Source organism: Virgisporangium aurantiacum, assembly GCF_016863635.1.
GTDB classification, from domain to species: domain Bacteria; phylum Actinomycetota; class Actinomycetes; order Mycobacteriales; family Micromonosporaceae; genus Virgisporangium; species Virgisporangium aurantiacum.
Map to the genome: position 1 here is coordinate 91,623 of NZ_BOPG01000050.1, position 24,685 is coordinate 116,307.

General features: G+C 71.8%; 21 protein-coding genes. 13 read left to right on the top strand and 8 right to left on the bottom strand.

Annotated features, from left to right (window positions below):
- The first annotated feature begins 12 nt into the window (after positions 1–12).
- Positions 13–849: a patatin-like phospholipase family protein gene (locus tag Vau01_RS38160; RefSeq protein WP_204004002.1), complete on the top strand. Its 837-nt coding sequence runs from the start codon at positions 13–15 to the stop codon at positions 847–849.
- A gap of 157 nt (positions 850–1,006) precedes the next feature.
- Complete coding sequence (gene metG / locus Vau01_RS38165; RefSeq protein WP_275424000.1) at positions 1,007–2,482, top strand: methionine--tRNA ligase; 1,476 nt, start codon at positions 1,007–1,009, stop codon at positions 2,480–2,482.
- On the opposite strand, the gene Vau01_RS38170 is transcribed toward metG, so the two are convergent.
- On the bottom strand, positions 2,479–5,226 hold the full coding sequence (locus tag Vau01_RS38170; RefSeq protein ID WP_204004008.1) for a glycoside hydrolase family 2 protein: 2,748 nt from the start codon (positions 5,224–5,226) through the stop codon (positions 2,479–2,481). The genes metG and Vau01_RS38170 overlap by 4 nt on opposite strands.
- Positions 5,227–5,715: 489 nt before the next feature.
- On the opposite strand from Vau01_RS38170, the gene Vau01_RS38175 reads away from it, so the two are divergent.
- Positions 5,716–6,504 carry an SAM-dependent methyltransferase gene (locus Vau01_RS38175; RefSeq protein WP_204004010.1) on the top strand — a complete coding sequence of 263 codons (789 nt, stop codon included), beginning with the start codon at positions 5,716–5,718 and terminating at the stop codon, positions 6,502–6,504.
- A 46-nt stretch (positions 6,505–6,550) separates the two neighbouring features.
- On the opposite strand, the gene Vau01_RS38180 is transcribed toward Vau01_RS38175, so the two are convergent.
- A complete protein-coding gene (locus Vau01_RS38180) occupies positions 6,551–7,285 on the bottom strand; it encodes a TetR/AcrR family transcriptional regulator (RefSeq protein ID WP_204004012.1) in 735 nt (244 codons plus the stop codon).
- Between the two features lie 73 nt (positions 7,286–7,358).
- On the opposite strand from Vau01_RS38180, the gene Vau01_RS38185 reads away from it, so the two are divergent.
- Positions 7,359–8,798 carry an FAD-dependent monooxygenase gene (locus tag Vau01_RS38185; protein WP_204004014.1) on the top strand — a complete coding sequence of 480 codons (1,440 nt, stop codon included), beginning with the start codon at positions 7,359–7,361 and terminating at the stop codon, positions 8,796–8,798.
- Here the strand turns inward: Vau01_RS38185 and Vau01_RS38190 are convergent.
- Positions 8,776–9,801 carry a sensor histidine kinase gene (locus Vau01_RS38190; protein ID WP_204004019.1) on the bottom strand — a complete coding sequence of 342 codons (1,026 nt, stop codon included), beginning with the start codon at positions 9,799–9,801 and terminating at the stop codon, positions 8,776–8,778. The two genes, Vau01_RS38185 and Vau01_RS38190, sit on opposite strands and share 23 nt — an antisense overlap.
- Positions 9,798–10,460 (bottom strand): response regulator transcription factor, encoded by a 663-nt coding sequence (locus tag Vau01_RS38195; RefSeq protein WP_204004021.1) that lies wholly within the window; start codon positions 10,458–10,460, stop codon positions 9,798–9,800. Before Vau01_RS38195 ends, Vau01_RS38190 begins: the two co-directional genes overlap by 4 nt.
- Before the next feature lie 87 nt (positions 10,461–10,547).
- Between Vau01_RS38195 and Vau01_RS38200 the strand changes: the two genes are divergently transcribed.
- Genes Vau01_RS38200 through Vau01_RS38210 form a run of 3 tightly spaced genes read left to right on the top strand, consistent with a single transcriptional unit; the run spans position 10,548 to position 13,710 of the window.
- Positions 10,548–11,465 (top strand): ATP-binding cassette domain-containing protein, encoded by a 918-nt coding sequence (locus tag Vau01_RS38200; RefSeq protein WP_204004023.1) that lies wholly within the window; start codon positions 10,548–10,550, stop codon positions 11,463–11,465.
- Entirely contained in the window at positions 11,462–12,958 is a 1,497-nt protein-coding gene (locus tag Vau01_RS38205; protein WP_204004025.1) for a DUF1349 domain-containing protein, read from the top strand. The genes Vau01_RS38200 and Vau01_RS38205 overlap by 4 nt, the downstream gene beginning before the upstream one ends.
- Positions 12,955–13,710, top strand: coding sequence for an ABC transporter permease (locus Vau01_RS38210; protein ID WP_204004027.1), 756 nt, complete (start codon positions 12,955–12,957; stop codon positions 13,708–13,710). Before Vau01_RS38205 ends, Vau01_RS38210 begins: the two co-directional genes overlap by 4 nt.
- Before the next feature lie 9 nt (positions 13,711–13,719).
- Here Vau01_RS38210 and Vau01_RS38215 read toward each other — a convergent pair whose 3' ends face one another.
- A complete protein-coding gene (locus Vau01_RS38215) occupies positions 13,720–14,505 on the bottom strand; it encodes an AraC family transcriptional regulator (RefSeq protein WP_204004029.1) in 786 nt (261 codons plus the stop codon).
- A 23-nt stretch (positions 14,506–14,528) separates the two neighbouring features.
- Here Vau01_RS38215 and Vau01_RS38220 point away from each other — a divergent pair, with 23 nt between their 5' ends.
- The 4 genes from Vau01_RS38220 (at position 14,529) to Vau01_RS38235 (ending at position 19,127) form a co-directional block, all read left to right on the top strand.
- Positions 14,529–15,083, top strand: coding sequence for a class I SAM-dependent methyltransferase (locus Vau01_RS38220; protein ID WP_204004032.1), 555 nt, complete (start codon positions 14,529–14,531; stop codon positions 15,081–15,083).
- A gap of 140 nt (positions 15,084–15,223) precedes the next feature.
- Positions 15,224–16,189, top strand: a complete 966-nt coding sequence (locus Vau01_RS64790) for a beta-L-arabinofuranosidase domain-containing protein (protein ID WP_204004035.1) — start codon at positions 15,224–15,226, stop codon at positions 16,187–16,189.
- Positions 16,123–17,385 (top strand): beta-L-arabinofuranosidase domain-containing protein, encoded by a 1,263-nt coding sequence (locus Vau01_RS64795; protein WP_204004316.1) that lies wholly within the window; start codon positions 16,123–16,125, stop codon positions 17,383–17,385. The genes Vau01_RS64790 and Vau01_RS64795 overlap by 67 nt, the downstream gene beginning before the upstream one ends.
- 14 nt (positions 17,386–17,399) lie before the next feature.
- Complete coding sequence (locus Vau01_RS38235; RefSeq protein WP_204004038.1) at positions 17,400–19,127, top strand: S8 family serine peptidase; 1,728 nt, start codon at positions 17,400–17,402, stop codon at positions 19,125–19,127.
- Here the strand turns inward: Vau01_RS38235 and Vau01_RS38240 are convergent.
- A complete protein-coding gene (locus Vau01_RS38240) occupies positions 19,124–19,792 on the bottom strand; it encodes a winged helix-turn-helix transcriptional regulator (RefSeq protein ID WP_204004041.1) in 669 nt (222 codons plus the stop codon). The genes Vau01_RS38235 and Vau01_RS38240 overlap by 4 nt on opposite strands.
- Before the next feature lie 129 nt (positions 19,793–19,921).
- Here Vau01_RS38240 and Vau01_RS38245 point away from each other — a divergent pair, with 129 nt between their 5' ends.
- Positions 19,922–20,860, top strand: a complete 939-nt coding sequence (locus Vau01_RS38245) for a phosphotransferase enzyme family protein (protein ID WP_204004044.1) — start codon at positions 19,922–19,924, stop codon at positions 20,858–20,860.
- Here Vau01_RS38245 and Vau01_RS38250 read toward each other — a convergent pair.
- Positions 20,850–22,151, bottom strand: a complete 1,302-nt coding sequence (locus tag Vau01_RS38250; RefSeq protein ID WP_204004047.1) for a cellulose binding domain-containing protein — start codon at positions 22,149–22,151, stop codon at positions 20,850–20,852. The genes Vau01_RS38245 and Vau01_RS38250 overlap by 11 nt on opposite strands.
- Positions 22,152–22,258: 107 nt before the next feature.
- Between Vau01_RS38250 and Vau01_RS38255 the strand changes: the two genes are divergently transcribed.
- Positions 22,259–23,500: a Gfo/Idh/MocA family protein gene (locus Vau01_RS38255; RefSeq protein WP_204004050.1), complete on the top strand. Its 1,242-nt coding sequence runs from the start codon at positions 22,259–22,261 to the stop codon at positions 23,498–23,500.
- 106 nt (positions 23,501–23,606) lie between these two features.
- On the opposite strand, the gene Vau01_RS38260 is transcribed toward Vau01_RS38255, so the two are convergent.
- Positions 23,607–24,614, bottom strand: coding sequence for a LacI family DNA-binding transcriptional regulator (locus Vau01_RS38260; RefSeq protein ID WP_204004053.1), 1,008 nt, complete (start codon positions 24,612–24,614; stop codon positions 23,607–23,609).
- Positions 24,615–24,685 lie beyond the last annotated feature (71 nt).

The window sequence follows — 24,685 nt, forward strand, 5'->3', positions numbered from 1 at the left end:
AGGCTTGGGAGCGTGACTGAGACGGCCCTGGTGCTCGGTGCCGGCGGCATCACCGGAATCGCCTGGCACCTGGGCCTGATCGTCGGGTTGCGGGAGGCCGGCGTCGACCTCACCGGGGCCCACCTCATCGTCGGGACGTCGGCCGGTTCGGTCACCGGCGCGCTGCTCGCGTCGGGCGTCGACCCGGTGCGGGCACAGCGCCTCGAAGCCCGCCTCGGCGCCACCGATCCGCCGATGCGGCCCGACTGGGCGCGCGGCGCCGAGGCGTTCGCGTTGCTGAGCGACGAGAACCGGACGCCGGAGGAGATCCGGGCCGGCGTCGGCCGGCTCGCCGTCGCCGCCGACGTGATCGCCGAGGAGCGGTACGTCGACGCGCTGTCGCGGCGCCTGCCCGGCCACGAGTGGCCGGAGCGCCCACTGCTGATCACCGCGGTCGACACGGCCACCGGCCGGCCGATGGCGTGGGACCGCCGGTCCGGGGTCCCGCTGAACCGCGCCGTGGCGGCGAGTTGCGCCGTGCCGTGCCTCTTCCCGCCGGTCACCATCAACGGGTCGCGGTACATGGACGGTGGCGTCCGCTCCGGCACCAACGCCGACTTCGCGTCGACGGCCGCCCGGGTGGTCGTCCTCGCGCCGCTGGCGCCGGTGCGGATGCGCGGCGCGCCCACCGCGGAGATCGACGCGCTGCGCGAGCGGTCGCGCGTCATCCTGGTCGCTCCCGACGCGGAGGCGATGGCCGCCCTCGGCCCGAACGTCTTCGACACCTCGCGCTGGGAGCCGGCCACCGAAGCGGCGATGGCGCAGGGACGCCGGATCGCGCCGGAGGTCGCGGGCGTCTGGACTGGGTAATGGGCGTGCGGACGCGGCACGCGCTCTGGCAGCATGGAACCGTGCAGCCGAACGGTAACCGGATGATGGCCCCCTTCGCGGGGCTCTCCGGCGTGCGCTAGCACCACTTCTCACCGGCCAGACCCTGTCGCGCGGGGTCTGGTTCCGTCGTCTCCCGCTGCCGGCAGGCAGAAAAGAAAGCAGGGAGACCATGACCTTCTACGTCACCACCGCCATCCCGTACGTCAACGCGGCCCCGCACGTCGGGCACGCGCTGGAACTGGTGCAGGCCGACGTGCTCGCGCGGCACCGGCGGCTGCGCGGGCAACCGGTCCGGTTCCTCACCGGCACCGACGACAACGCGCTGAAGAACGTCACCGCGGCCCGCGCGGCGGGTGTCGACGTGCGGACGTTCGTCGACGCCAACGCCGCCCGGTTCGCCGCGCTGCGGGAGCCGCTGGACCTGTCGTTCGACGACTTCATCCGCACCGGCGTCGACGACCGGCACCGGTACGGGGTAGCCAGGCTGTGGCGGGAGTGCGCCACCGCCGGCGACTTCTACCGCCGCGGCTACGACGGGCTGTACTGCGCCGGGTGCGAGCAGTTCTACGCCGAGGCGGAACTGGACGACGGAGTGTGCCCGGAGCACCGCGTGGCACCCGAGCGCGTCCGCGAGGAGAACTGGTTCTTCCGGCTCTCCCGGTACGGCAAGGAGCTGCTCGACGTGCTGGAGAGCGGGCGGGTGCGGATCGAACCGGCGGCGCGGCGCAACGAGGTGCTCGCGTTCGTGCGCGCCGGCCTGGCCGACTTCAGCGTGTCCCGGCCGGCCGCCCGTGCCGGTGGCTGGGGCATCCCGGTGCCCGACGACCCCGACCAGGTCGTCTACGTCTGGTGGGACGCGCTGGCCAACTACGTCACCGCGCTCGGCGACAGCGCCGACTACGAACGGTGGTGGGCGAATTCGTCGGAGCGGGTGCACGTCATCGGCAAGGGCATCGTGCGCTTCCACGCGGTCTACTGGTTGGCCCTGCTGCTGTCGGCCGGCCGGCCGTTGCCCACGGCGGTGTTCGTGCACGACTACCTGACCGTCGAGGGCGCGAAGGTGGCCAAGAGCGCCGGCAATGCCGTCGATCCGGTCGCCCTGGTCGACCGCTTCGGGGTGGACGCGGTGCGCTGGTGGCTGTTGCGGGACGTCGCCCGGGTCGGCGACACCGGGTTCACCACCGATCGGCTGGTGCACCGGGCGAACCAGGATCTCGCGAACGGGCTCGGCAACCTCGTCAATCGCACGCTGACGCTCGTGAACCGGGTAGACGGGGAGAAGGCGGCGGCTCTGCGCGCGTCACATGGTCTTTTGCCGGCGGGCGCCGAACTGTGCGATCGCATCGACCACGCCTTGCGCCGCTTCGATTTCCGCGCGGCGACCGGCGCGTTGTGCGCGGTGGTCGACGCGGCCAACCGGCTGATCGAGGCCGAGCGGCCGTGGGAGGCCGCGCTTTCCGACGAGACGGCGCATGCGACGTTGGGCACGCTGGTGGGTACGTGCCGTGCGCTCGCGGTGGAGCTGGAGCCGTTCCTTCCCGGCGGCGCGCGTCGGTTGCGGGAACAGTTGGCGTCGGGCGGTCGGCCGCAACCGGTGTTTCCGCGCCTCTAGGCCACCTGCGGCGCGACGTTCCATCCGGCGACCGTCACCACCGGGCGGGCGCCCTTCAGATCCGCGTGCCGGTACGTGGCGACGATGGTCTGGCTCTCGCCCGGCCACAGCGTGATGTCGTTGTCGCTCCACAGGATCGGCAGCACTTGGTTGTCACCGGTCCCGGTGTCGCGGCGGATGTCGGCTCGCGTCATGAACGCGGGGACCGGGTGGTCGCTCGTGTTGGTGACGGTCACCCGGGTCATGTCGTCGGCGCCGAGGCGCAGCGTCGTCGCCCGCACGCGGACGGACGCCGCGCCGAGCGACCGGAGACCGGTGAGGTCGGCGTAGCCGCCGGGTTCGAACGCGGCGCCGTCGCCCTCGTCGATGGTGTTGGCCCAGTCGACGCGGTCGGGCTTCGTCGACAGCCAGTAGACGTTGCGGCTGACCGTTTTCGGGCCGTTCTTCAGGGTGAGGCGGAGGAAGTACGTCGTGGAGATGCCGGCCGGCACGGCCGGGGTGAGGACGGTGCGGACGTCCTGACCCGCCAACGGGTCCACGGCCGTCTCGTGCACCGCGCGCACCGTGCCGTCGAGGTCGACGAACTCGGCCTTCGCGCGCAGTCCCCGCTGTTCGACGTTGGTGAGATTCGCGACCCGCACCGAGCCGTCGGCGTACGAGTACATGACGTGGACGGCCTCGTTGGCCTTCTTCGCGCCGAAGAACACGCCCGACTGGTCGAGGTCGTAGCCGTAGAGGTTCCACTGCAGCGACGGCCACGCCTTGTTCATCTGCCAGTAGATGAGACCGGTGCTCGGGTTGGCCGGGTCCTTCGCGTTGCCGATGTACGCCTCGAACAACGCGCGCGTGATCTCGTACCCGCCGGCCTGCGCGGCCTGCTGGTACGAGGCGAGGTCGGACCAGGCGCCGTACCGGTTCCACAGCGCGGTGTTGTACTGGCCCATCCGTCCGATCGCCGTGTAGGTGGTGAACGGGCTCGTGTGGTAGATGTCGGGACCGGAGGTAGGGCCGGTGGTGCTCGCCGGGTCCCAGATCTTGTTCTGGTCCTCCACGGGCAGGAACCGGTTGAGCGAATCCGTTGTGGGCACGGTGTTTCCGGGGCCAGCCTCGGTGTTGAAGCCGAACGCGCCACCGGCGTTGGTGAACGCGTCGGGCTGGTTGGCCATCACGGGACCGTTCTCCCACCAGTACGCGGGCGGCGCGTAGTTGTACGGGCCCTCCTTGTTCCCCGACTGGCCCATCCGCGGCGAGGCGCGGTACTGGGCCGACGCGAGTTGCGGCGTCTGCCAGTCGGCCGCGTTGAAGGCGTCGAGCCAGATGCTCTCCTTCACCGCGTCGGGCGCGTTGTCGCTGCTGTGCCAGAAGGAGACGACGCTCGGGTGGTTGCGCAGCCACTGCGCCACGAACGTCGCCTGGTTGGCGGCGTTCGCCTTCGTCTCGTCGCTCCACCGCGTCGACGACTGCTCCCACTTGGCGCAGCACTGCCAGCCCGGCAGGGCGAGCACGCCCTCGCGGTCCATCTGCCGGAACATGTCGTCGGGCGGGAGGTTGCCCTCGAAGCGGACCGCGTTGAGTCCCATGTTCTTGATGTATTTCAATTGGTTGCGCACGTTTCCGCTGTCGTACCGCAGGAACAGGTCCTGCGACCAGCCGCCGCCGCGCACCACGAACGGCACACCGTTGATGACGTACTGCCGGTAGCCGGCGGAGCCGAGGGTCTGTCCGGGCACCACGGGGGTGAGATGGCTCGTGACGGTGCGGATGCCGAAGTCCTGGCCGTACCGGTCGCTGATTTTCTTGCCGGTCTTCGCGGCGACGTCGAGGTGGTACAGCGGTTGGCCGCCCATCTGGTGCGGCCACCACACCGCCGGTTTCGCGATGTGCAGCGGGCCGACGCTGACCTTCACGGTGCTGTTCGCCGGCACGTCGACGGCCTGCCGGACCGTGAACCGGTGCGGGCCGCTGATGGTGGCGGTGACGTCGACCTTCTGCGCCGTCGCGGTGTTGTTGCGGACGTCGGCCTTGACGGTGAGGTCGGACGTGCTGAGGTCGTCGGCGTTGTCCTGCACCACGTGCGCGTCGCGGACGGACACCGGGCCGTCGATCGCGAGCTGCGGCGCGAACTGGATGCCGGTGTAGTTGTCGGGGGAGGCGTGGTTCCAGTCGAGCATGTTCAGCGTCAGGTAACCGGTCGCCGAGCTGACGTCGTTGCGGAAGACGTCGAGCGCGATCGCGTTGACGCCGTCGCGCGCGTACGGGGTGATGTCGTACTCGAACCGCGAGTACGCGCCCTGCAGCTGCGACTGGTCGGCGACCTTCGTGCCGTTGACCCACAGGTTCGCGCGCGAGAGAACGCCGTTCATGACGAGCGAGATGCGCTGACCGTCGCGCGGACGCAGGCGCACTTCGTCGCGGTACCACCAGTTCACCGCGAACTGGTCCTTCGGCACGGCGGCCAGGTTGTTCGACCGGAAGACGTCGGGGTAGCGCCCGTTCTCGACGAGGGCCGCCATCAACGTCTGCGGCTGCGAGATCGGCAGCCATCCGTCGGTCGCGTAGCCGGGATCGGAGATGGCGGCACCGTCGTTGCCGACGACGGCCGACGACTGGATCTCCCAACCGGACTTCAGGCTGACCGCACCGGCACCGGAGGTGGTGATCGGCTCCTGCGCGTTCCCGATCCCGGCGGACAGCAACGAGGCGCACACGACGCCGACCGTGATGACGGCAATCCTTCGACGCACCAGACTTCCCCCGTCGGTGATCCCCCCGCTTATATCGAGATCACTCTATCGATTGCGTCGCGGCGAGTAAACCGGCTCCGACGGGGAAGCCACCCGGCACAATCGACTCCCGCGCCTTGGGTGGCCGCGGCGGCCTCAGGCCCCGGATCGCCCACCCATGGGGGCGCACATTACCAGGAGTTACCGTCAAAGTTGATCGAGGAAGAAGAGACCCGCCAGAACAGGCCTGATCTTCCTCGATCAACTTTGACGGTCGCCGACCGTGGCCGAGAGGCGATCCGAGCCCGGATCTGGGAGACAAAGTCCTGTTGGAACCGACCGTTGTCTCCCATAAGACTGCGCCGCACCGCACGGATCACGGCCAGATTCCAAGATCCGTCAAGAATGGACGAGCCGCCGGCCCGGGGTGTGGACGGGGCAGCGGGACGGCCGTCGATCGGGGCGGGATACGATCAACGGGTCACCGTCGATCGTTGAGGAGTGCGCGTCGTGGCTACGGACGAACCCAGCTTCGACCCCAACGTCATGAGTCATGCCCGCGCGTACGACTACGTGCTCGGCGGCAAGGACAACTTCGAGGTCGACCGCATCGCCGCACAGGCGGTCATCGATCTCGCCCCCGATCTTCCCGCGCTGGGCAAGGCGCAGCGGCGGTTCCTGCTCCGCATCGTGCAGAAGGCCGCCAACGAGGGGATCGACCAGTTCCTCGACATCGGCAGCGGCCTGCCGACCTCGCCCAACGTGCACGAGACCGCCCACGCCATCAACCCGGCGGCCAAGGTCGTCTACGTCGACGCCGACCCGCTCGTGTACGTCCACAACAATGCCCTGCTCGCCTCGCACGAGAGCGTCATCTCGCTGCAGGAGGACGTGCGGCAGCCGCAGCGGATCCTCGACAACCCGCACGTGCGCGAGCTGATCGACTTCGACAAGCCGGTGCTGATCCTGTTCATCGGCCTGTTCCACCTCGTCGCCGACGGGGACGACCCGGCCGGCATCGTCGCCCGCTACCGCGACCGCATGGCGTCGGGCAGCTACATGGCGTTGTCGCAGTTCTGCACCGACGGCAGCGACCCGGCCGCCAAGGCCAAGCTCGAGGAGATCTCGGTGGGCTCGCCGCAGCCCATGTGCTTCCGCACCCGCGCCGAGATCCGGCCGTTCTTCGACGGCTTCGACCTCCTCGACCCCGGCTTGGTCGACGTGCAGGACTGGTGGCCCGAGGAGACCGAGGCCGCCACCGCGCTGAAGGTCGCCGCCGGCATCGGCAAGAAGGTCTAGCACAGGCTGAGGCAGGAAGGTCTAGCACAGGCTGAGGCAGGAAGGGCTAGCCCAGGCTCAGGTTCAGTTCCGCGGCGGCGCCGCGCAGCAGCATCGCGAGGCCGTCGCGGAAGCGTTCGCGGTCGGTCCGTTCGCCGAGGAGTTTCGGGAACGCGGTGCGCGGGTCCTCGTCGCCGAAGAGGGTCGCCGTGTGGGGGAAACGGCCGGTCGCCAGCTGGCTCTGACCGAACCGGACCGCCTCCTCGATGCGCTCGTCGTCGGGCGGGACGGCGTTCGGCGAGCGTAGTTCCGCCGCGCGCAGCACGTTGCCGTGGATGTAGTCGTCGACCCACGCGATCAGCGCGAACCGGTCGGGCGCGCTCAGGCCGGTGTCGGCGAGCGCGGCGAGCGACTGTTCGAAGTGCAGCATCGCGTTGGGGCCGACGGCCGCGCTCTGCAACGAGGAGAGCGCCCACGGGTGACGCATCAGCACGTCCCAGGTGCGTTCGGCGATCGCCGTCATCGCCTCGAACCAGTGGGACGGGAACTCGTCGGCGGGGATCAGCACCTCGCCCATGAGCGCGTCGTCCATGAGCGCGACCAGTTCGTCCTTGGTGCGCACGTAGTAGTAGAGCGTCATCGTGCCGGCGCCCAGGTCGGCGGCGATGCGGCGCATCGACACCGCGGCGAACCCCTCGGCGTCGGCGATGGCCAAGGCGGTGGCCGCGATCTGGTCGCGGGTGAATTTCGGACGCCGTGAGCCCGGCTCCGGGCGGGTCCAGATCAGTCCCTCACTTGCCATTCGTACACCGTACCGATTACCTTAGTCGTACGACGTACGAATCAGTCGTACGTGATACGAACAGGGGGAGATCATGGACGTTCTGGTGGTGGGTGCCGGACCCGCCGGTCTCACGCTCGGTATCGCGCTCGCGTCGCGCGGGGTCGCGGTCCGCGTCGTCGACCAGGCCGACGCGTTCTTCGGCGGCTCGCGCGCCGACGGCATCATGCCGCGGACGCTGGAGGTCTTCGCCGACCTGGACGTGCTCGACCCGGTCCTCGCCAACGGCGACCTCGGCACGCTGATGCGCGCCTACAAGGGCGACGAGGTGGTCTGGGAGGGCGAGATGAGCACGCCCGTCGACCCGACCCCGTCGACGCCGTACCCGAACATCTGGATGGTGCCGCAGTTCCGCACCGAGGAGATCCTCCGTACGCGGCTGGCGTCCCTGGGCGTCGAGGTGGAGATGCGCACCGCGCTGGTCGACTTCACCCAGGACGACGACGGCGTCACCGCGACCCTGAGCACCGGCGAGCGGGTGCGCGTCCGGTATCTCGTCGGTGCCGACGGCGGGCGCAGCACCGTCCGCAAGAAACTCGGCATCCCGTTCCCCGGCGAGACCGACGAGGCCACGACCGTGCTGTTCGCCGACGCCCGCATCGACGGCATCACCCGCGACCACGGCCGCGTGTGGCCGATCGGCGACGGCGGGGCGGGCGTGGTGCCGTTGGCCGGCACCGACCTGTTCGTCGTCACCGCCCGGCCGCCCACCGACGCCGCCGAGCCGATCCGCGACTATCTACAGAGGACGATCACCGAGGCGTCCGGCCGCGACGACATCGTCGTGCGCGAGGTCACCTGGCACACGACGTGGCGGTCCAACACGCGGCTGGCGGAGCGGTTCCGCGACGGTCGGGTGTTCCTGATCGGCGACGCCGGGCACGTCCACCCGCCGACCGGCGGGCAGGGCATGAACACCGGGATCCAGGACGCGTACAACCTCGGCTGGAAGCTCGCCGCCGGGTCGGACATCCTGCTCGACAGCTACGAACCGGAGCGGATGAAGGCGGCCCGCGCCGCGCTCGACCTCGCCACGCAGCTGCTGGAGAAGCACCGGCGCGGCGACGCCGACGCGCACGTGCGCGGTCCCGAGGTCCAGGGCCTCACGCTGAACTACCGCGACGGCCTGCTGTCGCGCGACGACCGCGAGCACCCGGGAGCCACCGTCGCCGGCGACCGCGCGCCCGACGCGCCGGTCACGGTAGACGGAAACGCGGTGCGCCTGTTCGACCTGTTCCACGGTCCACACTGGACACTGCTGGCGTTCGGAACGTCAATTCCCCGGCACGATTTCGGGGACGCCGTGCGCGCCTACCGGATCGTCGACCCCGACGGCCACGCGCGCGCCGCCTACGACATGGCCGACGGCACCCTCGCCCTGGTCCGCCCGGACGGCTACCTCGGCCTGGTGACCACGAGCGCCGACCGCGTCGCGGACTACTGGGCCACCGTCACGGGCCAAAGTCGACCGTGACGGTCAGGCCGCCGCCGGGGTTGGCGTGCGCGGTGAGCGCCGCGCCGTGTGCGGTGGCGATCGCCCGCACGATCGCCAGCCCCAGGCCGTGGCCGTCCGGATGCCGCAGGCGCTGCCGGCCGAGACGTTGGAACGGTTCGAACAGCCGGGCGAGCTCACCCGGCGGAACCACCGGCCCGGTGTTGGTCACCGTGAGGCGGGCCCGACCGTCCACCGTGGACGTCGCCACGCCGACGCGGCCACCGGGGACGTTGTAGCGCACCGCGTTGTCGACCAGGTTCGCGACGAGGATCTCCACCAGGCGCGGATCGCCGGCCGTGGGTGCCGTTTCCAGCGTCGTCTCGGCCCGGTCGGCCGCGACCTCGGCCGCGATCGTCGCCAGGTCGAGCGGCTCCCTCTGTTCGATGCCGCGTTCACCCGTCGCCAGCGTCAGGAGCGCGTCGATCAGCCGTTCCTGCGCCCGTCCCAGCGTCAGCACCTCCTCGCACGCCCCGCGCAGCGAGTCGACGCTCGCGTCGGGGTCGGCGAGGGCGACCTGCAGCAGCGTCCGCTCGGCCGTCAGCGGCGTCCGCAACTCGTGCGCGGCGTTGGCGACGAACCGTTGCTGTGACACGAACGCGGCCTGCAACCGCTCGAACAGGTCGTCGAGGGTGCCGGCCAGGAGCGCGAACTCGTCCCGGCCGAGGTGGCCCAGGCGGCGGTGCAGGTTGCTCGCCGAGATGTCGCGCGCCGTCGCGGTGATGGTCCACAGTGGACGCAGGAACCGCCCGGCGACGAGCCACCCGGCGAGCACCGACACCACCACCATCAGGCCCAGCGCGATCACGGCGGCGATCAGGATCCGGTTCTGCGTGGGCGTCTCCACCTCGACGGGTGGCGGCCCGCTACCGGACCCGACCGGCGACGACGAGCGGGACTGCAGCACGGGAATCGCCACCAGCAGCGTGCCCGACAACAGGAACGGCACGGCGTACAGAAGAGTCAGTCGCGTTCGCAGTTTCACGACATGCCGATCCGGTAGCCGGCCTCGCGCACGGTGTGCACCACCGGCGGGTCACCGAGTTTGGTCCGCAACCGGCGGACGGTGGTCTTCACGGCGGTGGTGAACGGGTCGGCCGCCTCGTCCCAGACCTGGTCGAGCAGCGCCTCCGCCGACACCGGCCGGCCACCGGCGGCGAGCAGGCATTCGAGCACGGCGAACTCCTTCGGGCTGAGGTCGAGCCGGCGGCCGGCCCGCGTCGCGACCCGGTGGGCCGGGTCGAGTGTCAGGTCGCCGCTCGTGAGGATCGGCGGCAGCGCGGTGGTCGGCCGCCGGCCCAGCGCCCGGATCCGGGCCACCAGTTCGGCGAACTCGAACGGCTTGGGCAGGTAGTCGTCGGCGCCCATGCCGAGACCGTCGACCCGGTCGGCCACGGTGCCGGCGGCGGTGAGCATCAGCACCCGCGACGACGAGTGGTCGGCGACGATCCGCCGGCACACGTCGTCGCCGTGCACGCCGGGAATGTCGCGGTCGAGCACCACGACGTCGTACCGGACGACGCCGAGCCGCTCCAGCGCCGCGATCCCGTCACCGACGACGTCGACCGCCATGCCCTCACGGCGCAGCCCCGTCCCGATGGTCCGGGCCAGGATCCCGAAGTCCTCGACGACCAGTACGCGCACCCGTCCACCATGCCAAACGAAAGGTGCCAACGGGGTGTCACCCGGCGACACGCCGCCGACACCGGCCGCCGCGTAGAACCGACGACCATGACTGACGCGACTATCGAGGTCGCCGGGCTGCGCAAGCGGTTCGGCGCGACCCTCGCCCTCGACGGGATGTCCTTCGCCGTCCCGCCCGGACGGGTCACCGGGTTCGTCGGCCCGAACGGTGCCGGCAAGTCCACCACCATGCGGGTGATCCTGGCGCTGGACTCGGCCGACGCGGGCACCGCGCTCGTCGGCGGCGTCCCCTACCGGAAGCTGAAGCGTCCACTGTGCACGGTCGGCTCGCTGCTCGACGCCGGCGCGCTGCAACCGTCCCGCACGGCGCGCAACCACCTGCTGTGGCTCGCGCACTCGCAGGGGCTGCCGGCGAGCCGGGTCGACGCGGTCCTGCGGACGGCCGGCATCGACAGCGTGGCCCGGCGCCGCGCCGGCGGCTTCTCGTTGGGCATGCGCCAGCGGCTGGGCATCGCCGCGGCCCTCCTCGGCGATCCGCCCGCGCTCATGCTCGACGAGCCCTTCAACGGCATGGATCCCGAGGGCATCATCTGGATGCGCGGGTTCCTGCGGTCGCTCGCGGCCGAGGGCCGCGCGGTGCTCGTCTCCAGTCACCTGATGAGCGAACTGCAGGACGTCGCCGACCACGTCGTGGTGGTCGGGCGCGGCCGGGTCATCGCGGACGTCGGGGTCGCCGACCTGCTGGCGTCGGTCGCCGCCGGTCGCGTCACGGTGCGAGGCGCGGTGGCCGGGGCCGCGGCGGTTCTCGGTGACGCGGGTGCGCGCGTCACGGTGACCGGACCGGACACGCTCGTGGTGGCGGGCCTGCCGGCGCAGACGGTCGTGGCCCACCTGACCCGGGCGGGGGTGCCGTTCGCCGAGATCTCCGCGCACCGGGCCACGCTGGAAGAGGCGTACCTCGAACTCACCCGCGATGCGGTGGAGTACCAGGGGGTGCCGCGATGATCCGGCAACTGCACGCCGAATGGACGAAGCTGCGCACCGTCCGCGGCTGGGTCGTGACGATGGCGCTGGGGTTCGTGGTGATCGTGGGGCTCGGGCTGGCACCGGGTCCCGGTGGCACCTGCTCCCCGGACACGTGCTCGCTGCCGGTCGGGCCGGGCGGCGAGGAGGTCACCGACTCCTTCACGTTCGCCCACCGGTCGTTGACCGGCGACGGCAGCATCACCGCGCGGGTCGCGTCGTTCACCGGGGAACTGCCGTCGTTCGACCCCGGAACGCCGAGCCGCCCCGGGCTGGTTCCGTGGGCCAAGGCCGGCCTGATCCTCAAGGACGGTGTGAAGCAGGGCTCGTCGTACGCGGCGGTGATGACGACCGGCGGGCACGGGGTGCGGATGCAGTACGACTTCACCCACGACCTCACCTATGACGGAGCCGGGTCGGGCGGACCGTGGTTGCGGCTGACCCGCACGGGCGACACCGTCACCGGCGCCGCGTCGGCCGACGGCGTCACCTGGTCGACGGTCGCCACCGTGCGCGTGCCGGGGCTACCGTCCACAGTGGAGGCCGGGCTGTTCCTGACGTCGCCGCAGTACACGGAGATCAGCCGCGAGGCCGTCGGCCTCACGGGTGCGTCCGGTGGCCCGTCGACCGCCGCCGCGACCTTCGAAAGCGTTGACACTCAGGGCGGGTGGGCCGCGGGCGACTGGGCCGGCGAGCAGATCGGCCGCGGCGGCGACCGGGGTCCGGCGGCACCGCCACCGGGCACCGTCGAGCGCTCCGGTGACGGGTTCACGCTCACCGGCGGGTCCGGCGACATCGCTCCCGCGGTGGCCGGCACCAACGGTCTCGGCCTGAGCCTGACGCAGACGCTCGTCGGCACGTTCCTCGGTCTCGTGTTCGTGCTCGTCGTCGCGACGATGTCGGTCACCACCGAGTACCGGCGCGGCCTGATCCGTACCACGGTCGCCGCGAGCCCGCACCGCGGCCGGATCCTGGCCGCCAAGGCCGCTGTCGTCGGTGCCGTGGCGTTCGCCGTCGGCCTGGTCGCGGCGACGGTCGTGGTCACCGCGGGCCGCGCGGTGCTCGTCGGCAACGGGGCGTACGTCTCCGCGACCCCGACCGCGACGGTGGTCCGCATGGTGTTCGGCACGGCCGCGCTGCTGGCGACCGCGGCCGTGCTCGGCGTCGCGCTGGGCGCGCTGGTGCGGCGCAGCGCGGTCGGCGTGACGCTCGCCATGGTGACGGTGGTGCTGCCGTACCTGCTCGCGGTCACCGTGCTCTCCGACCGCGTCGGGGACCGGCTGTTGAGCGTCACCCCGGCGGCCGCGTTCGCGGTGCAGCAGAGCACCCGCGAGTACACACAGGTCGACAACCTGTACACCGTGGCGGGCGGCTACTTCCCGTTGGCGCCGGGAGCCGGCTTCGCGGTTCTGGTCGGCTGGATCGCGCTGACGATGGCCGGCGCCTGGTACCGGCTGCGGAAGGCCGACGCGTGAACACGTTGAGAAGCGAGTGGACGAAGCTGCGCACGTCTCCCGGCACCGTCTGGCTCATCCTGTGCGTGGTGGTGACGACCGCCGCGGTGAGCGTCTTCGCCTCGGCCGTCACCACCTGCCCGGCCCGCGGGTGCGCGCTCGACCCGACGAAGGTCAGCCTCACCGGCGTGACGCTGGGCCAGGCGGTGGCCGCCATTCTGGGGGTGCTCGTGGTCGGCACGGAGTACGCGAGCGGCACCATGCGCCTCACCCTGACCGCGACGCCCCGCCGGCTGGCGGTGCTCGCCGCGAAGGCCGTGACGGTCACCGCGATGATGGTGGTGGCCGCCGTCCCCGCGGTCGTCGTGTCGTTGCTCGCCGGCCGGAACCTGTTGCCCGGCAACGGTTTCATCGCCCCCGACCTCGGCTCCGAACCCGTGCTCCGCGCCGCCGTCGGCTCGGTGGCCTACCTGACGCTGATCGCCCTGCTGAGCCTGGGAATCGCCACGCTGGTGCGGGACTCGGCCACGGCGATCGGCGCCGTACTGGCCCTGCTGTACGTCTTCCCGATCGTCGCCCTGGCCGTCTCCGACGCCGACTTCGCGCGTCACCTGAAACAGGTCTCCCCGACGAACGCCGGCCTGGCGATCCAGGCCACGCAGGGCCTCGACGACCTCCCGATCGGCCCCTGGCAGGGCCTGGGCGTCCTGGCCGCGTGGGCGGCGGGTTCCCTGCTGCTGGCCGGCGTCCTCCTCACCAGTCGCGACGCGTGACGCGGGGGATCAGCGGGTCAGGTAGTGGCCGGGGGTGACGCCGAGGGTGCGGCGGAAGACCGAGACGAACGCGCTCGGCGTCTGGTAGCCGACGCGGCCGGCCACCGCCGAGACCGGGACGCCGTCGGCCAGGTGGACCAGGGCGGCCCGCAGCCGGACGTGCGTGCGCCAGCGGGCGAAGCTCAGGCCCGTCTCGGCCACGAAGACGCGGGCCAGCGTGCGGGTGCTGGCGCCCACGTGCCGTCCCCAGGCGGGCAGGTCGCGGGCGTCGGCCGGGTCGGCGACCAGCGTCTCGGCCAGGTGTAGGGCACGGGGGTCGCGGGGCATGGGCACGTGGACGACGCCCGCGCGGGCCGGCGTCACCAGGTCGAAGACCACGGCCTCGGCGCGGGTGCGGGCGGCTGCCGGCAGGTCGATGCGGGCCAGGTGGACGATCAGCGCGGCCAGCAGGTCGTCGACCGCGATCGCGGTGGGCTCGGCGAACCGCACCGGGCAGTCCGGCGGCAGGTACAGGCTGCGCAGGGTCGCCGGGGTGCTGGCGCCGGTGGTGTGCGGGACGCCGGCCGGCACCCACACCGCGCGGGTCGGCGGCAGGACCCAACCGGCGCCGTCGGTGGTGACGTGCAGGACGCCGGACTGCGCCCACACCAGTTGGTGGTCGGCGTGCACGTGGGTGGGCGTCCGCCGGCCGGCGGCGAACCGGAACGACCCGACGAGGATGCCGCCGTCGACCGATCCGGCGAGTTGGCCGGATTGCGATATCAGTTGGCTGGCTGTCGTGTTCCGGACGGGCACCGCATCACCGTAGCGTGCCCGCCATGAACCGTCTGCACATGTGGTACTGCCGGTCGGCCCGGTGGTCGCGCACGGTGGAGCACGCCCTGCTGCCGTGGGCGCTCGACGGGGTCGACCTCGGCGACGCCGTCCTCGAACTCGGGCCCGGCCCCGGCGTCACCACCCGCCTGCTCGCGGCCCGCGCCCCGGCGCTGACGGCGGTCGAGATCGACGGCACGCTCGCGGAACGGTTGCGCGGCAAGGGTTTCGACGTCGTACGCGGCGACGCCACCCGGCTCCCGTTCGCGGACGGGACGTTCTCCGCGGTGGTCTGCTTCACGATGCTGCACCACCTCCCGGACCCCGCCGCGCAGGACCGCCTGTTCGCCGAGGCGCGCCGCGTGCTGCGTCCCGGCGGGGTGTTCGCCGGGTCGGACAGCCGGGTGAGCCTGCGGTTCCGGCTGTACCACGTCGCCGACACGATGACGCCCGTCGATCCCGACGCGCTGCCCGGCCGGCTGGCGACGGCCGGGTTCAGCGACGTGCGCACGTCGGTGAACCCGCGGGCGTTCCGGTTCCGCGCCACCCGCGCCGCGTAGCCGCCGCCGGGCCGACCCGGGTCTCAGATCGACAAATCTCTATCTGGAAATGCGGCGATGGAGTCGGTACGGTGTGGGAACCGTCTCCGCGCGAACTCGTACCGGGCCAGTAGTTCACGCCACCGTGAAAGGTGCCTACTGTGCCCGACCGTCGCGACTTTCTGAAGGCTGCCGGTGTCACCGTCGCCGGCTCGGCGCTCGCCCAACCGGCCGCAGCGGCTGTGAACGCGGCTGTGAGCACCGCCGCCGCCGAGCCGCCGCAGACCGCCTTCCTCGATGCCAACCCGCGCTGGGTCGTCCGCCCCTTCCCCCTGCACCGCGTGTCGATCGCCGACGGCACGGTCTTCGCCGGGAAGCGCGACCGGGTCCTGCGCTACGCCGCCGCCTACCCGGTCGACCGGGTGCTGCACAACTTCCGCGTCACCGCCGGGCTGCCCACGCCGTCCGGATCGGCGCCGCCCGGCGGCTGGGACGACGCGACCGGCAACCTGCGCGGGCACTTCAGCGGCCACCTGCTCACGATGTTCGCGCAGTGCGCCGCCGCCTCGACCAACGCCGTGTACAAGGACAAGGTCGACCAGATCGTCGCCGGGCTGGCGCAGTGCCAGCAGGCGATGGCGGGTCGGTTCAGCCACCCCGGCTTCCTGGCCGCGTACCCGGAGACCCAGTTCGTGCAACTGGAGTCGTTCGCCACCTACCCGACGATCTGGGCGCCGTACTACACCTGCCACAAGATCATGCGTGGGCTGCTGGACGCGTACCTGTTGACGGGCAACACGCAGGCGCTCGACGTCGTCACGAGGATGGGCGACTGGGTCCACAGTAGACTGTCGGTCCTTCCACGCGCGACGCTGAACCGGATGTGGGCCATCTACATCGCCGGCGAGTTCGGCGCGATGAACGAGGTGCTGGCCGACCTCCACGCGCTGACCGGCCAGCAGAAGTACCTCACGGCCGCGATGTGCTTCGACAACCGTCAGGCGCTGTTCGGGGCCTGGAGAACCGGGACACGCTCACCCGCCTGCACGCCAACACGCACGTGCCGCAGTTCCTCGGCTACCTGCGGGTGTTCGACCGGTCCGGAACGGCCGAGTACCGCACGGTGACCGAGAACTTCTACCGCATGGTGGTGCCGCACCGGATGTACGCGCACGGCGGCACGAGCGGAACGTGGCCGGCGACGGCGGGCGAAGCGGCCAACTCGAACCCCGAACTGTTCCAGCCGCGCGGCAACATCGCCGGTTCGATCGGCGGCAACGGCGCGGAGACGTGCACCACGTACAACCTGCTCCGCGTCGCCCGGAACCTGTTCTTCCACGACCCCGACCCGGCGTACCTGGAGTACTACGAACGCGGCCTGGTCAACCACATCCTCGGGTCGCGGCGCGACGCCGACAGCACGAGCAGCCCCAACGTCACCTACTTCGTGCCGCTGTCGCCGGGCAACGTGCGTTCGTTCGGGAACATCGGAACCTGTTGCGGTGGAACGGGTCTGGAGAACCACACCAAGTACCAGGAGACCATCTACCTCCGGGCCGCCGATCACTCGGCGCTGTACGTGAACCTGTTCGTCGGGTCGGTGCTGCGGTGGACCGAGAAGGGCGTGACGGTCACCCAGGCCACGGACTTCCCGCGCGCCCAGGAGAGCACGCTCACCATCGGCGGGACCGCCGCCTTCGACCTGCACGTGCGGATTCCCCAGTGGGCGACCGGGTTCCGGCTGTGGGTCAACGGCGTCGAGCAGACCGGGCCCAGGCCGCCCGGCACGTACCTGCTCGCCGGCCGCCAGTGGCGCGACGGCGACACCGTGCGGATCGCGGTTCCGTTCACGACGCGCTCGGAGTCCACAGTGGACCGCGCGGACGTGCAGGCGATCCGCCACGGCCCGGTGCTGCTCGGTGCCGTCAGCAGCACCACGGGCCTGCTGAACTTCTCCCTCTACGCCAACGTCAAACTGGACGGCCGCATCGCGCTGCCACCCGTCGCGGGCGCGCCGAACCAGTTCACCAGCAACGGCCTGCGTCTGCGCCCGCTCTACCTCGGCGACACCCAGGCACACCACCTCTACGTGCGGCGCAACGAGCCCACCGTCGTGTTCGGCACCCGCAACTCGGGCGTGCCGAACCGGGAGGGCTTCCTCGACGCCGTCTGGGCCCGTGCCCCGTTCGCGGACCATCCGGCCTTCGTGGCGCAGGTGCAGCAGGTCACCACGACCTGGCGCGGACGCGGGCTGCTCAGCGCCGCCGAACAGACGTCCGTCCTGACCGCCGCCCGCGCCGCCGAACCCGACCTGCGCCCCTGAGCCTGGAGAATCACATGCGTGCGACCCTGACCCTGATGTCCGTTGCCGCCGCCGGCATTCTGGCCGCACCGGCGTCGGCCGCCACCCCTGCCGCTCCGGAAACCGTGCCGGTGCGGGCACCCGGCACGGTGAACCTCGCCGGCGACGGCCAACTGGCCCTCACGATGCTGAGCACGACGACCGTCGACGTGAGCCGGATCGATCCCGACACGTTCCGAGTCGGACCCGGTGTCGGCGTTGCCCGGTGGGCCGACGGCCAGCCGCTCACCAGCGTCACCGATGCCGACCGCGACGGCCGCACCGACGTCACCGTGTTCTTCGACAAACCCGCGTTGCGCGCGAGCAGGGCGCTGACCGCGACCACCACGCGCCTCACCCTCGAAGGCCGGCTCCCGGACGGCCGGGCCGTCGCCGGTTCCGGCACCGTCGCGGCCGCCGTCGTGCTCGAGGTGAAGTTCCAGGAGACGTTGTCGGTGCGCGGTTCCGGTGCCGCGGTGCGCAGCGCGCATGGCGCCGACCTGTCCGCGGTCAGAAGCGTGCTGAGCCGGCACCGCGCCGTGGACCTCGCGCCGCTGCTGCCCGAGCCGACGCTGACCGCGCTCGCACCCCTGAGCGCCGGGCAACCGGTGCCGGACATGGCTTCCTGGTACCACCTGACGCTACCCGGTGACGCCGACCCGACGAAGGCGCTCGCCGACCTGACCGCGCTGCCGGCCGTCGCCCACGCCTACCCCGCGCCGGAACCGGCGCCGCCGCCCGCCACCCCCGACTTCACCGGGATGCAGGGCTACCAACGGCCCGCGCCGCAGGGCGTCGACGCCGACCGCGCCCGCCAGGACCCGCGCTCGCGCGGCGCCGGCACCCGCGTCGTCGACCTCGAGTACGACTGGAACCCGTTCCACGAGGACCTCCGGCTGGACTGGTCCAGCGACCTCGGCGGCACCCAGTTCCCCCGCAACACCAGCTTCGCCGACGAGCACGGCACCGCCGTCTTCGGTGAACTCGTGGCCGACGACAACGGGTTCGGCGTGACCGGCGGTGTTCCGGACGCGGCGATGTTCGGCATCTCGCCGATGCAACGCCTGTCGAGCGGCCAGGTGACGTACCGCCCGGGCGCGGCGCTGTCGCATCTCGGCACGCTGCTCGGTCCCGGCGACGTGGTGCTCATCGAGCAGCAGACGACCGGGCCGAACGGCGGCACCCGGTACGTCCCGGCGGAGTGGGTGCAGTCGGTCTTCGACGCCACGTCGCTGCTGACCCGCCTCGGCGTGGTCGTGGTCGCCACCGGCGGAAACGGGGGCGAGAACCTCGACGGCGCCGAGTTCCAGGGCCGGTTCACCCGTGCGGTCCGCGACTCCGGTGCCATCATCGTCGGTGCCGGGTCGAGCACGAACCACTCGCGGCTGAGCTTCTCCGTCTACGGCTCGCGGGTCGACGTGCAGGGGTGGGGCCACAACATCACCACCACCGGCAGCAACGGCAACCTGCAGGGCGGAACGGCACCGGCGAACATCAACATCCGCTACACCCGGTCGTTCGGCGGCACGTCGGGCGCGGGCCCGATCGTCACGGGCGCGGTGGCCGCGCTGCAGTCGTACCTGAAGGCGACCGGTCGTCCACTGTGGACGGCGCGGCAGCTGAACGATCTGCTGAAGGCCACCGGCACGCCGCAGGGCGGCGACACGTCGCAACGGATCGGACCGCTGCCGAACCTCCGGGCCGCGCTGACGTCGTTGGGCTAACCGGCGGCGACGTGCGCGTACGGGCTGAAACGACCCCACCGCACCAGTTCGCGTTCGAGCCAACGGGGCGCCGCGACGGTCATGCCGCCGGTGCGTTGGGCGGCGCCCAGCGTCACCTCCCCGGCGTACCACCGGATCAGGGACGCCGTGTCGGTGGTGACGACGCCGTCCTCGGCATGGCCGGGCGGATCGACGCACACCTCGTTGCCGGCCTTGTCGACGACGAGCCAGAACCGGTGCGGTGGACGGCCGTCGGTGAGGTCGAACCGCACGACGACCCGGCCGCGGGGGAGGAGCGAGTCGGGGTCGACGCAGCGGGCGACGGTCCACAGCGCGAGGTACGGATCCTGGTCCTCGGGGCGCACGTGCATCCAGCGGGCACCCCACGCGCCGAGCGCGAAGCACACGTCGACGAGTTCGCGGCCGCAGTCGGTGAGCTCGTACCGGATCCGCCGGCCGGTGCCGGTCCGCCGGAGGACGCCGGTGCGGGCGAGCGTGCGCAGCCGCGTCGACAGGACGCTGCGCGGCAGACCCGGTGCGCCGTCGAGGATCTCGGCGTACCGGTGGCAGCCGAGGTGCAGGTTCCGGAGAATGATCGGCGTCCACCGCTCGGCGAAGACCTCGGCGGCGAGTGCGATCGGGCAGTACTGGCCGTAACTGCGCATGACCCATGGTGGGGTGCACGGCGCCGGTGGCGGAAGTCCAATTTTCGAACCTCGCGACGGCGGGGTGGCACCGTAGCGGGGCGCCGGAAAAGCCCGGCGGGCGGCCGCTCCGGTGTGTTGTAGTACGGCGTGGACGCTGACGAACTTGCCGACCGGTTCGGGCTCGGGCGGGCGGTCGCGTTGTCCGACGGGTCGGTCGCCCGCGGGAAGCAGGGCGAGGTGTGGCGGCTCGAGACGGTCGACGGCGCGTGGGCGGTCAAGGTGCCGTTCCACGAGACCGACGAGGGCGCGATGGACCCGTCCACCCGTTTCCAGGAAGCGGCGGTCGCCGGTGGCGTGCCGGCGCCGGTGGTGCGACGGACCACCGCCGGGGGGATCTTCGCCCGCGTGGGCGGGCGGCAGGTCCGGGTCTACGGGTGGGTCGATCTCGGCCGGCCGGATCCCGGCCTCGACCCCGGCCTGGTGGGCGCCGCCATCGCCGCGGTCCACCGCGCCGGCCCGCCCACCGACGGCCCGGTCGACCCCTGGTACACCGAGCCGATCGGCGCGGAAGGCTGGGACGGGCTGGTCGAACGGCTGGACGCCGCCGGCGCGCCGTTCGCCGGGCGGCTCGCGGCGCTGCGCGACGAACTGGTCGCCCTCGAAGCGTGGCTGCGACCGCCGGCGAACGTGCGCACCTGCCACCGCGACCTGTGGGCCGACAACGTCCTGCCCACCGCGCAGGGTGGGATCTGCGTCATCGACTGGGAGAACAGCGGGCCGGGCGACCCCGGTCACGAACTCGCCTGTGCGCTGTTCGAGTTCGGCCGGTCCGACCCGGGCCGGGCCCGCGCGCTGATGTCGGCGTACGCGGCGGCCGGCGGCCCCGCCACGGTCACCGAACCGGGCGACTTCACGATGCTCATCGCCCAGCTCGGTCACATCGTGGAGATCGCCGCCACCGACTGGCTGGAGCCGAACCTGCGTAACCCGGACCGCGCCGGTGCCGAGGCGTGGATCCGCGAGACCCTCGACGAGCCGCACACCCGCGACGTGCTCGACGCGCTGCTGCGAACGGTCAGGCCCTGACGGCGCACCCCACGGTGGGCACGGCGGGGGTCCCGGACGAGGTCGCGGTCAGGCCGAACGCGGCGGTCGCGCCGGCGCGGAGGGCGCCGTTCCAGCCGACGTCGGTGACGGTCACCGTGCCGCCGGCCACCGTGTGGCTGCCGTTCCAGACCTGGGTGATCGACTGGCCGGACGGCAGCGTCCAGGTCACCCGCCAGCCGGCGATGGGGGCGGTGCCGCTGTTCCGCACGGTCACCTCGGCCTGGAACCCGCCCTGCCACTGCCCGGTGATCGCATAGGTCGCGGTACATCCCGAGGAAGGAGACGGCGGCTGCGAAGACGGCGGCTGGGACGACGACGGCGTCGACGGCGGTGTCGACGGCTCGGTGGACGTCGTGTAGCTGACGTTCGTGTACGCCGCCCCGCACTGGCTCCCGCACGCCGCCGGCAGCGTGAACGAGTACACCCGTCCACTGTTGATCAACTGATCGGCCACGTCGCGGACCCGGATCCGGAAGTCGGTCGCGCCCGACGTGGTGCCGCCGATGACGTACGACTGGCCCATGTCGCCGTTCATCGCCGCCGTGCGCCAGGCGCCGTCGGCGAAATACTCGACGCCGTGGATGCCGTTGGCCAGGTGCGAGACGGAGATGGCCGGCCACCACCGCTGCGCGCCCTGGAGGAACCCGATCCGGATGTCGCCGGTGTAGCCGGGCGCCGGCACGAACCGCCAGTTCATCCGCCGGTTGTTGAAGTTGTTCGGCAGCAGGCTGCCGACCGGCGACCCGTTGCGGGTGAACCGGCTCAGCGACGGCTTCGACAGGTCGAGGTGGTACCGGTCGTCGCGGCACCAGGCGTTGGAGTCGCCGCAGCTGTCGGCGACCAGCATCGTCAGCGTCGCGCCGTTGTACGCGTCGGCAACCCACGAACCGTTGCGGCAGAACGCCTGCCCGGGCGCACCGTCGTTGACGCCGGTGCAGTAGTCGCCGACCGACACCTCCACGAACCGTCCGCAGTTGAGCCCGTTGTTCCAGATGCCCTTCTTGGTGGCGTCGGTGACGGGTCGCGGGTAGAAGTTGTAGTCACCGGGTGTGTCGTACACGTTCAGCGCGACGAAGTCCTGGCTGTCGAGTTCGGCCTGGGGCAGCCCGCATCCGCCGTACGGCGAGCCGAGGCCGTCGAAGTAGGTCGAGTTTCCGGTGACCGGCGTGGTGACGGGCTCGGGCACGGTGGCCCGTGCTTCGATCAAGGGGACCGCCACGAGGAACAGCGCGGCGGCGCCGGCCAGAGCCGTACGGAACGAGGGGCGCATCAGGGGATCCTTCCGGTGCCAGTGGCGGGTGCGGGGAGGCCCTGAGCCCTCTGATGGTTTCGGTCGTCGGCCACGATGTCAACATCCGTCAATACGTGGGGGTGGAGATGAGCGACCAGGTGACGCTCGCGGTCGTCGGTGCCGGCAACCGTGGCCAGCAGTACGCGCGGCTCGCGGCCGGCACGGGGAGGGCCCGGGTGGTCGCGGTCGCGGAACCGCTCGCGGCGCGTCGCGAGGTCGTCGCGCGGGAGTACGACCTTCCCGCCGACGCGGTGTTCGAGGACTGGACGGCGCTGGCCGCCCGCCCGCGGCTGGCCGACGCGGTCGTCGTCGCCACCCAGGACCGCGACCACGTGGGTCCCGCGGTCGCCTTCGCCGACGCCGGTTACCACATCCTGCTGGAGAAACCGGTCGCGCCCACCGAGGAGGAGGGGCTGGCCATCGCCGCCGCGGCGGAGCGGTCCGGCGTGCGGCTGGCGGTGTGCCACGTGCTGCGGTACACCCCGCACACGCGTCTCGTCAAAGATCTTCTTGGACGCATCGGAGCGCTCGTCGCCGTTCAGCACCTGGAGCCGGTGGGGTGGTGGCACTTCGCGCACTCGTACGTGCGCGGCAACTGGCGGCGCGCCGACCGGGCCACGCCGCTGCTGCTGGCCAAGGCCTGCCACGACGTCGACTGGTTGCAGTACGTGGTGGGTCGCCGGGCGGTGCGCGTCTCCTCGTTCGGTTCGCTCTTCCACTTCAGGCCCGAGCAGGCCCCGCCCGGCGCGAGCGACCGGTGCGTCACCTGCCGCGTCGAACCCGACTGCCCGTACTCGGCGGTCCGCCTCTACAACTCCTGCCTCGGCAACCCGAACCGGGAGCGGTGGCCGCTCGGCACCGTCGTCGACACGTTCACCGCCGACGCCGTCGACGCCGCCCTCCGCGACGGCCCGTACGGGCGCTGCGTCTACGCCTGCGACAACGACGCCGTCGACCACCAGGTCGTCAACATCGAGTACGAGGGCGGGGTCACCGCGTCGATCACCGTGTCGGCGTTCACCCCGATGTCCGACCGCAAGACCCGGATCATGGGCACCCGCGGCTACCTGGAGACCGACGGCCAGCGGGTGTACGTCTACGACTTCGTCACCGGCACCGGCGAAACCGTCGAGGTCCCCCACGACGGCGCCGACGCCGCCCGCGGCCACGGCGGCGGCGACGCCGGTCTCGTCGACGCCTTCCTCGCGGCCCTCTCCACCGCCGACCCGGACCTGATCACCACCGGCCCGACCGAGTCCCTGGCCAGCCACCGCGTGGTGTGGGCCGCCGAGCGCGCCCGCCGCGACGGCACCGTCGTGACGCTCTGATCACGACAGGGTCGACGTGCGGTTCGCCCGGTGGCCATTCGCGATCTTGGACTCCGTGCGGTGCTCCAGCACCCTCGGGAGTCCAAGATCCGGAAAGGGAGGCGGGTCAGGGGTCGAGGGGGCCGGTGGTCGCCCTGATGACGAGGTGGGTGGGCAGGGTGACGTGGGGGTTTTGCGGGGGGTCACCACCGCCGAGTAGGGACAGGGCCAATCTGGCGGCCTCGGTGCCCTGCTCCTCGGCGGGTTGCCGGACCGTGGTCAGGTCGCACAGCTCGGCGATCGGGTGGTCGTCGATCCCCACCACCGACACGGCGCGCGGGACCGGGATGCCGGCCCGGCGGAGGCTGCGGAGCGCGCCGACCGCGACCTCGTCGGAGAACCCGAAGACGGCGGTGGGCGGCCGTTCCAGGCTCAGCAGCCGGTCCATGGCGTGCGCGCCCATGGTGCCGCTCCACGGCAGCTCGACGACGAGGTCGGGGTCGGCGGGCAGGCCGGCGCCGGCCAGGGCGGTGCGGTACCCCTGCAGCCGGTCGGTCGGCGGCGAGTAGGGGCGCTCCGGGGTCACGGCCGCGTTGATCATCGCGATCCGGTCGTGGCCCGAGCGGATCAGGTGGGTGACCGCCTGCCGCGCCGCGGCGACGTCGTCGATGCGGACGTTCGGGTGGTCGAGCAGGGCGCCGCCGGCCACCACGACGGGCACGCCGAGCAGGTCGAGCTGGCGCCGCTCGAACCCGGTGACCGGGAACGCCACCACGATCACGGCGTCGACCTGGCGTTGCGCCGGCAGGTCGGCGAAGAACTCCCGGCCGTCGGCGACCTGGTAGACGAGCGCGTCGAGGCCGGCGTCGCGGAGGACGGGCAGGATGCCGGCCAGGACGGCGCCGAAGAACCAGCTGGTCGTGTGCGGCATGACCACGGCGATCCGGCCGTTCGCGCGCCGGCTGAGCCGGGACGCGTCCGGCGAGACGACGTACGACAGCTCCTTGACCAGCGCCTTGATCCGCGTCCGGGTCTCGTCGGAGACCCCGGGCGCCCCGCTCAGGACCCGCGAGACGGTCGCCTTCGACACCCCGGCGAGCGCGGCGACGTCGGCCATGTTGAGTGGTCCGGTCACGGCAGTGAGCGTAACCGGTTGCGTGCCTCATGGTCATCGTTGACTTACGGCCATCAATGGGAGAAGACTGC

What these genes read in the sequence shown, in the direction of transcription:
- Vau01_RS38180 (WP_204004012.1), bottom strand. Translation starts at nt 7,285, where the DNA reads ATGGCAAGTGAGGGACTGATCTGGACCCGCCCGGAGCCGGGCTCACGG.
- Vau01_RS38185 (WP_204004014.1), top strand. Translation starts at nt 7,359, where the DNA reads ATGGACGTTCTGGTGGTGGGTGCCGGACCCGCCGGTCTCACGCTCGGT.
- Vau01_RS38200 (WP_204004023.1), top strand. Translation starts at nt 10,548, where the DNA reads ATGACTGACGCGACTATCGAGGTCGCCGGGCTGCGCAAGCGGTTCGGC.
- Vau01_RS38205 (WP_204004025.1), top strand. Translation starts at nt 11,462, where the DNA reads ATGATCCGGCAACTGCACGCCGAATGGACGAAGCTGCGCACCGTCCGC.
- Vau01_RS38220 (WP_204004032.1), top strand. Translation starts at nt 14,529, where the DNA reads ATGAACCGTCTGCACATGTGGTACTGCCGGTCGGCCCGGTGGTCGCGC.
- Vau01_RS38235 (WP_204004038.1), top strand. Translation starts at nt 17,400, where the DNA reads ATGCGTGCGACCCTGACCCTGATGTCCGTTGCCGCCGCCGGCATTCTG.
- Vau01_RS38240 (WP_204004041.1), bottom strand. Translation starts at nt 19,792, where the DNA reads ATGCGCAGTTACGGCCAGTACTGCCCGATCGCACTCGCCGCCGAGGTC.
- Vau01_RS38250 (WP_204004047.1), bottom strand. Translation starts at nt 22,151, where the DNA reads ATGCGCCCCTCGTTCCGTACGGCTCTGGCCGGCGCCGCCGCGCTGTTC.
- Vau01_RS38255 (WP_204004050.1), top strand. Translation starts at nt 22,259, where the DNA reads ATGAGCGACCAGGTGACGCTCGCGGTCGTCGGTGCCGGCAACCGTGGC.